This is a genomic window from Mesobacillus selenatarsenatis SF-1, assembly GCF_000813125.1.
GTDB lineage: Bacteria > Bacillota > Bacilli > Bacillales > Cytobacillaceae > Mesobacillus > Mesobacillus selenatarsenatis.
The window spans coordinates 43,646-49,737 of the sequence record NZ_BASE01000138.1; the positions used below are offsets into that span (position 1 = coordinate 43,646).

Consider the following 6,092-nt stretch of genomic DNA (forward strand, 5'->3'; position numbering starts at 1 on the left):
TTCCCCTCCTACCTCTGGCAGCATTCAGTAATAACTGATTCAAGTACATTGAAGCCTTCCTCAATTTGATCATCTATTATAACAAGAGGAGCTAAAAGCCTGATTACATTCCCATAAAGGCCAGCGCTCATTAAAATTAATCCTCGCTGATGTGCTTTTGCAAGTATTTCCCGAACGATTTGTCCGTTAGGTTGATCATTATCATCGAAAAATTCGATCGCACACATGGCTCCCAAGGAACGGATATCACCAATCTCCGGGAAACGGTCTGTCAGTTTGCCGAACCTTTCCTGAAACTTCTCGCCGAACAGGTTCGCCCTATCAAGAAGCTTCTGCTCTTCTATCATTTTAACGACTTCTATTGCCGCTACACAACCGAGAGGACTTCCGCCAAATGTTCCGCCAATTTCCCCAATACCTGCAGAGTCCATAATCTCAGCCCTTCCAGTTACCGCACTGATAGGCAGCCCGGCGGCAATCGATTTAGACATTGTCATCAAATCAGGAACGACATCGTAATGCTCCATCGCAAACATCTTCCCTGTCCTGCCAAAACCGGTTTGGATTTCATCTGCAATAAAGAGAATTCCATACTGTTCACAGATTTTCTTCACTCCTTGAACAAAGCTTTTGGATGGAATATTAAAACCGCCTTCACCCTGAATCGGTTCCATAATGACCGCGGCAATTTCCGTCCCTGGCACCTCGCTAAGGAAAAAGGTCTCAAACTTTTTCAGCATAAATGCATCCAGTTCCTCAGGTGCCATGCCTCTTTCTTGAGAATACACCGGGTATGGCCATTTATATGTTTCTGGTGCGAATGGCCCGAACTGGTACTTGTAGGGTTTCACTTTGCTGGTCAGGGACATTGCCATATAGGTCCTTCCATGAAAGCCTCGTTCAAATGAAATGATTCCTTTCCGTCCTGAATACTTCCTGGCTATTTTAATCGCATTTTCTACCGCTTCAGCTCCGCTGCTAAGGAAAAAAGTTTTTTTATCATGAGTTCCTGGTGTGATATTATTGAGCAACTCCGACAGTTCTATATAAGGTTCATACATCATCACATGGAAGCAAGGGTGAAGATAGCGGTCGATCTGCTCATGAAGTGCGTTCACAACCTCAGGTGGACAGTGACCTACATTCAGTGTGCCAATTGCACCCGCAAAATCGATGAATGTGTTTCCATCGACATCCGTCAATAATGCACCTTCTCCTCTTTCCGCAAACGACTTGATTGTGTTGAAAGGTCCAACAGGAACATTCTTTTCTTTTCTTTCCAGCAATTTCATTGCATTTGGACCAGGAATGGCCGTCCTAATCTTGATATCTCCCACTTTTTAACTCCCCCTCATCCTGATTCGCATGTTCAGGTCCACATTTGGGTATTTTGTGCTCTTTGAAGAATAGACTTTTTAACTCTTAAAAACCCGGAATCTGTTTTTTTATATCTGCAAAAATAGCTTATTCGCTGATTTCACACCACCTAAGCAGTGCCAATGCAATGATTTCCGCAGCTTCAAAGATATCTTCAAGCTTGATATATTCATTCGCCTGATGCGCCGTTTCCGTTACCCCTGGTCCAAAAACCACTACTGGCACTCCGCCGACCTTGGAAAGGATACCACCGTCTGTAGCCCATGGAGATGCTTCGATTAATGGAGACTGTTCCTTAATTTCCTTAAAGCTTTCGGAGAGGACATGAATCAGTTCGTGTTCAGGATCTAGGTCGCCTGGGAGCCAGCTTGCACCAAACCATTCAAGTTCAGGATTATTTTCTTTTAACCATGGGTCATCGTTACAGACACCGACAATGGCTTCATACATTTCACGTTTTGCCTCTTCCTGTGTTTCATTTGGGGCGACCCCCATCCTGCCCTCAATTACCGCTAAATCAGGTACAGATGATGGCCAGTCTCCGGCATGGATTTTTCCGATATTGATAGGAATAGGAATGGGAATACTTTCAAAAAACGGATCTGTGATTCTTTCATTTCTCTGAGACTCCAGGCTTCTCAGTCTATCAATTACCAGCATCGCCTTTTCAATCGCATTGACACCTTCATACCTCGTTCCGCCATGCGCCCCTTTTCCTTTTACAGAAATCCTGAACCACATCGACCCTTGCTGCTTTGGAAAAAGCTTCATATTAGTAGGTTCAGGGATGATTGCAGCATCCGCTTTATAACCTCTTAGTACAGTGGCAAGTGTGCCCGCTCCACCACTTTCTTCTTCGATCACACTTTGAAAAATGACATCGCCCTTTAACTTTATTCCTGAATTTTTTATTGCCTCAATTGCCATAAGCAGTGAAGTTGTACCACCCTTCATATCTGTCGAACCTCTGCCAAACAACTTGCCGCATTCAATATGTCCGCTAAACACATCCTTATCCCAATCTTTTGGGTCGCCTGCGGGAACAACATCGATATGTCCATTAAGGATCATCGACTTGCCTCCGCCTGTTCCCCTCATGATTCCTACAGCATTTGGGTTCCCATTGAAGTCTTTCCGATCAGAACAAAACGCCGGGTGAACAGTCAGTCCGCTATTCCCGATTTCCCAAATATCCATTTCCAGTCCCAGCTCACGGCATTTTTCAATAATGACCGCCTGTGCACCACTTTCATTACCTCTTGTACTTGGTTCCTGGACTAATTTTTGCAAAAGCCGTGTCCCTCTTATTCTGCTTTCCTTAATGTAATTCCTCACCTTTTGCTCAGGAGATTGCACGATATCAGCCCCTTTAATATTCAATAATCCGGATATCCTCGACGATTGAAAAATCGCACGCGGTCTTAGCAGTAACTTCAGTGACAGTATGTGGCGCAAAAAGTTCAGACAGAATCAACGAACCTTCATGTATATTAAAAACTGCAAGATCAGTGATAATAATATCGACACAGTTTTCGGCGGTCAGAGGCAATGTGCACGATTCCACAATTTTAGGTACACCATTTTTGTCTGTATGGTTCATCAATACTGCTACTTTCCCTGCTTTTTGTGCCAGTTCCATCGCTCCGCCCATGCCCGGAACCTTTTTGCCGGGAACAATCCAGTTCGCCAGGTCTCCTTTTTGGCTAACCTGCAAGGAACCGAGAATGGTAAGGTCTACCCTGCCTCTCCGAATCATTCCGAACGCCACTGCACTATCACAATAAGAGGAACCTTCCATGACCGTAACCGGGAAACCACCTGCGTTACACAGGTTTTCATCCTCCAGCCCTTTTTCAGGCGACTTCCCCATCCCAACAATTCCATTTTCGGCATGGAACATCAATCGTGTTTCTTTCGGAAGGTGGTTTGGTACTAGCGAAGGAATCCCAATGCCCAGGTTGACAACCATACCTGGGGCGATTTCTTCGGCTGCTCGTCTGGCCATTCTATTTCTAACATCTATTCCCATGCCCATTGCCAATTCACCCCTCCGGAAGGTATTACCATATCTACGAATACACCGGGCGTTACGATTTCTTCTGGATCCAGGCTGCCAAGAGGAACTATTTCCTGAGCCTCCGCTATCGTGAAATTTCCAGCCATCGCCACGAGTGGATTTGTATTCCGCGCACTTTTATCGAAGACAAGGTTTCCATAGGGGTCTGCCTTTTTGGCATAAACAATTGATACCTCTGCAGTCAAAGCTGTCTCAATCAAATAATCTTTGCCGTTCAAGTTCATTCTTTTTTTGCCTTTTGCAACGAATTCGTGATCCACGCCTACGTCTGTCAAAATTGCTCCAAGTCCCATTCCTCCAGCCCTGATGCGTTCCGTCAAAGTTCCCTGGGGAGAGAACTCGACCTCCATTTCGCCTCTGGTCATCAGTTCGCCGGCTACCGGGTTCGACCCAATATGGGAGGCGATGACTTTTCTTGCCTTTCCCCGGCTGACAATTTTCCCGATGCCGATTTCAGGGAAACCTGTATCATTTCCAATCAGAACTAGATTTTTTATTTCTTTTTCAAGAATGCCATCAATCAGGTCAGGAGGAGATCCTACTCCACCAAAACCACCAAACATCAAGGTCATACCGTCATAAAAATGCTCCATTGCCTGCTCAAGCGTCGCTATTTTTCCAAATGGATTTTCCATCTATTTTTCAACTCCATTTTCATAAGGAAATCCCAGTATTCTATACACTTCAATGAATGTTGCCTTTAGCAAGTTTATTAGCTCGTCAATCTCACGCTTGGTGATGGTCAGCGGCGGGGAAATAATCACTGCGTCCCCTGACATTCCATCCAGACCGGCACCTGCAGGATACAGCAAGATTCCTTGATCCCTTCCCGCTTTTACGACTAGCTCAGTTAACTTCATACTTCGTTCAAACGGGATTTTCGCACCTGGCATTCTGACAAATTCAAGACCAAGCAGCAAACCTTTCCCCCGTACATCTCCTATAAACTCAAACTGTTTTTTTAACTGATCAAGTTTATTTTTAAGGTAAACTGACTTTGATTCCACATCACTTAAAATGTCATTGTTCTCGAGGTATTCCAATACCGCCAGTGCAGCGGCACATGATTGTGGATTCGCGCTAAGTGTATGACCGCTCATAATCGATTTAGAGCCGTGCAGGATTGGCTCCATGACGTGATCACTGACGACTGTCGCGGCAATCGGTGCGTACCCCGCGCCCATTCCCTTACCGAGCGCGACAATATCGGGAATGATATTCCAGTTTTCAGATGCCAGCATCGGCCCTGTTCGACCAAAGCCCGTCATCACCTCATCCGCAATGAATAATATATTGTTTTCATCACAAATCTTTTTAATAGTTTCGTAGTAACCTTCTGGGGGAGTGATCGCTCCTCCAGCAGCACCAATCACCGGTTCTGCAATAAACCCGGCAATATGATCAGAACCAATCCGCTTTATCGCTCCATCAAGCTCCATCGCGCATAAAAATCCGCACTCAGGTGCCGTGCTTTGATATGGGCAGCGATAGCAATATGGAGGTGAAATTGATGGGAATTCTTCAAGCAATGGAACAAACCTTGCTCTTCTCCCTGGATGTCCCGACATTGAAAGAGCACCAAGAGTGATTCCATGGTAGCTGATCCATCTTGATAAAATTTTTGTTTTTGACTTGATCCCTTTCTCTTGCCAGTACTGAATCGCAATTTTCAGCGCTGTTTCGGTTGCCTCGGAACCACTATTCACAAAGAAACTCCAATTTAAGTCACCCGGTAAAGCGTCAGCAAGTTTTTCTGCCAGCTTTTCTGCTGCCTCACTGGTGAATTGCGAGCGATAGACAAAAGACACCCGTTTGGACTGTTCATGCATTGCCAGGATAATTTCAGGAACTCCGTGTCCAATATTTGCCGTGACAGCCCCGGATGCAGCATCAAGATATTTCTTGCCTTCTTTGTCAAAAAGAAAGACACCTTTTCCATAGTCAATCTCTGGATACCTTTCATCCAGGGCAGGTTTAATCAAGTAGGACGGCTTCATAAATTCACTCCATTCACCGCAATTAAAATCAAATGGACATTCTGTAAATTGTATGAATTGAAAAGACGAATCTTTCGTGAAGTTGTAAAAAATAAGTGGTACTGGTATGGGATTTTTGGGAAGCATGGATGTTGATCATATTCTTGAGTGAGGACTGCCTGCCTACATTGGACAAGTTCTGCTCTTTCACCAGCTGTTTTGTCCGAACCTGGGGGGACTTTGGACAAATTTTGCTCTACCATCGGCTGTTTTGTCTGAACCTGGGGGACTTCAGACAAATTCTGCTCTTCCGCCAGCTGTTTTGTCCGAACCCGGGGGGACTTCGGACAAATTCTGTTCTTCCATCAGCTGTTTTGTCTGAACCCGGGGGGACTTCGGACAAATTCTGCTCTTCCATCGGCTGTTTTGTCTGAACCTAGGGGGACTTCAGACAATACCTGCTCTTCCGCCGGTCGTTTTTGTCCGAACCTAGGGGGACTTCGGACAAATTCTGTTCTTCCATCGGCTATTTTGTCCGAACCTGGGGGGACTTCGGACAAATTCTGTTCTTTCACCAGCTGTTTTGGCTGAACCTGGGGGGACTTCGGACAAATTCTGCTCTTCCATCGGCTGTTTTGTCCGAACCTGGGGGGACTTCAGAT

5 protein-coding genes are annotated in these 6,092 nt (G+C 45.4%); all 5 read right to left on the minus strand.

Annotation, left to right across the window (positions count from 1 at the left end):
* Nucleotides 1-8: 8 nt before the first annotated feature.
* Nucleotides 9-1,292, minus strand: coding sequence for a 4-aminobutyrate--2-oxoglutarate transaminase (gabT, locus tag TY49_RS23660; protein ID WP_041968344.1), 1,284 nt, complete (start codon nt 1,290-1,292; stop codon nt 9-11).
* A 172-nt stretch (nt 1,293-1,464) separates the two neighbouring features.
* Entirely contained in the window at nt 1,465-2,751 is a 1,287-nt protein-coding gene (locus TY49_RS23665) for a peptidase (protein ID WP_439646195.1), read from the minus strand.
* The gene (locus TY49_RS23670) at nt 2,747-3,412 is read right to left on the minus strand and encodes a 3-oxoacid CoA-transferase subunit B (protein ID WP_041968334.1); all 666 of its coding nucleotides are present in this window, start codon (nt 3,410-3,412) and stop codon (nt 2,747-2,749) included. Before TY49_RS23670 ends, TY49_RS23665 begins: the two co-directional genes overlap by 5 nt.
* Nucleotides 3,397-4,089 (minus strand): CoA transferase subunit A, encoded by a 693-nt coding sequence (locus TY49_RS23675; protein ID WP_041968335.1) that lies wholly within the window; start codon nt 4,087-4,089, stop codon nt 3,397-3,399. Before TY49_RS23675 ends, TY49_RS23670 begins: the two co-directional genes overlap by 16 nt.
* Nucleotides 4,090-5,577: an aspartate aminotransferase family protein gene (locus tag TY49_RS23680; protein ID WP_439646194.1), complete on the minus strand. Its 1,488-nt coding sequence runs from the start codon at nt 5,575-5,577 to the stop codon at nt 4,090-4,092.
* Nucleotides 5,578-6,092 lie beyond the last annotated feature (515 nt).

Bases quoted from the DNA above. Each gene is read 5' to 3' on its own strand.
- gabT (WP_041968344.1), bottom strand. From the start codon at position 1,292: ATGAAATTGCTGGAAAGAAAAGAAAAGAATGTTCCTGTTGGACCTTTC.
- TY49_RS23670 (WP_041968334.1), bottom strand. From the start codon at position 3,412: ATGGGCATGGGAATAGATGTTAGAAATAGAATGGCCAGACGAGCAGCC.
- TY49_RS23675 (WP_041968335.1), bottom strand. From the start codon at position 4,089: ATGGAAAATCCATTTGGAAAAATAGCGACGCTTGAGCAGGCAATGGAG.
- TY49_RS23680 (WP_439646194.1), bottom strand. From the start codon at position 5,577: ATGCTTCCCAAAAATCCCATACCAGTACCACTTATTTTTTACAACTTC.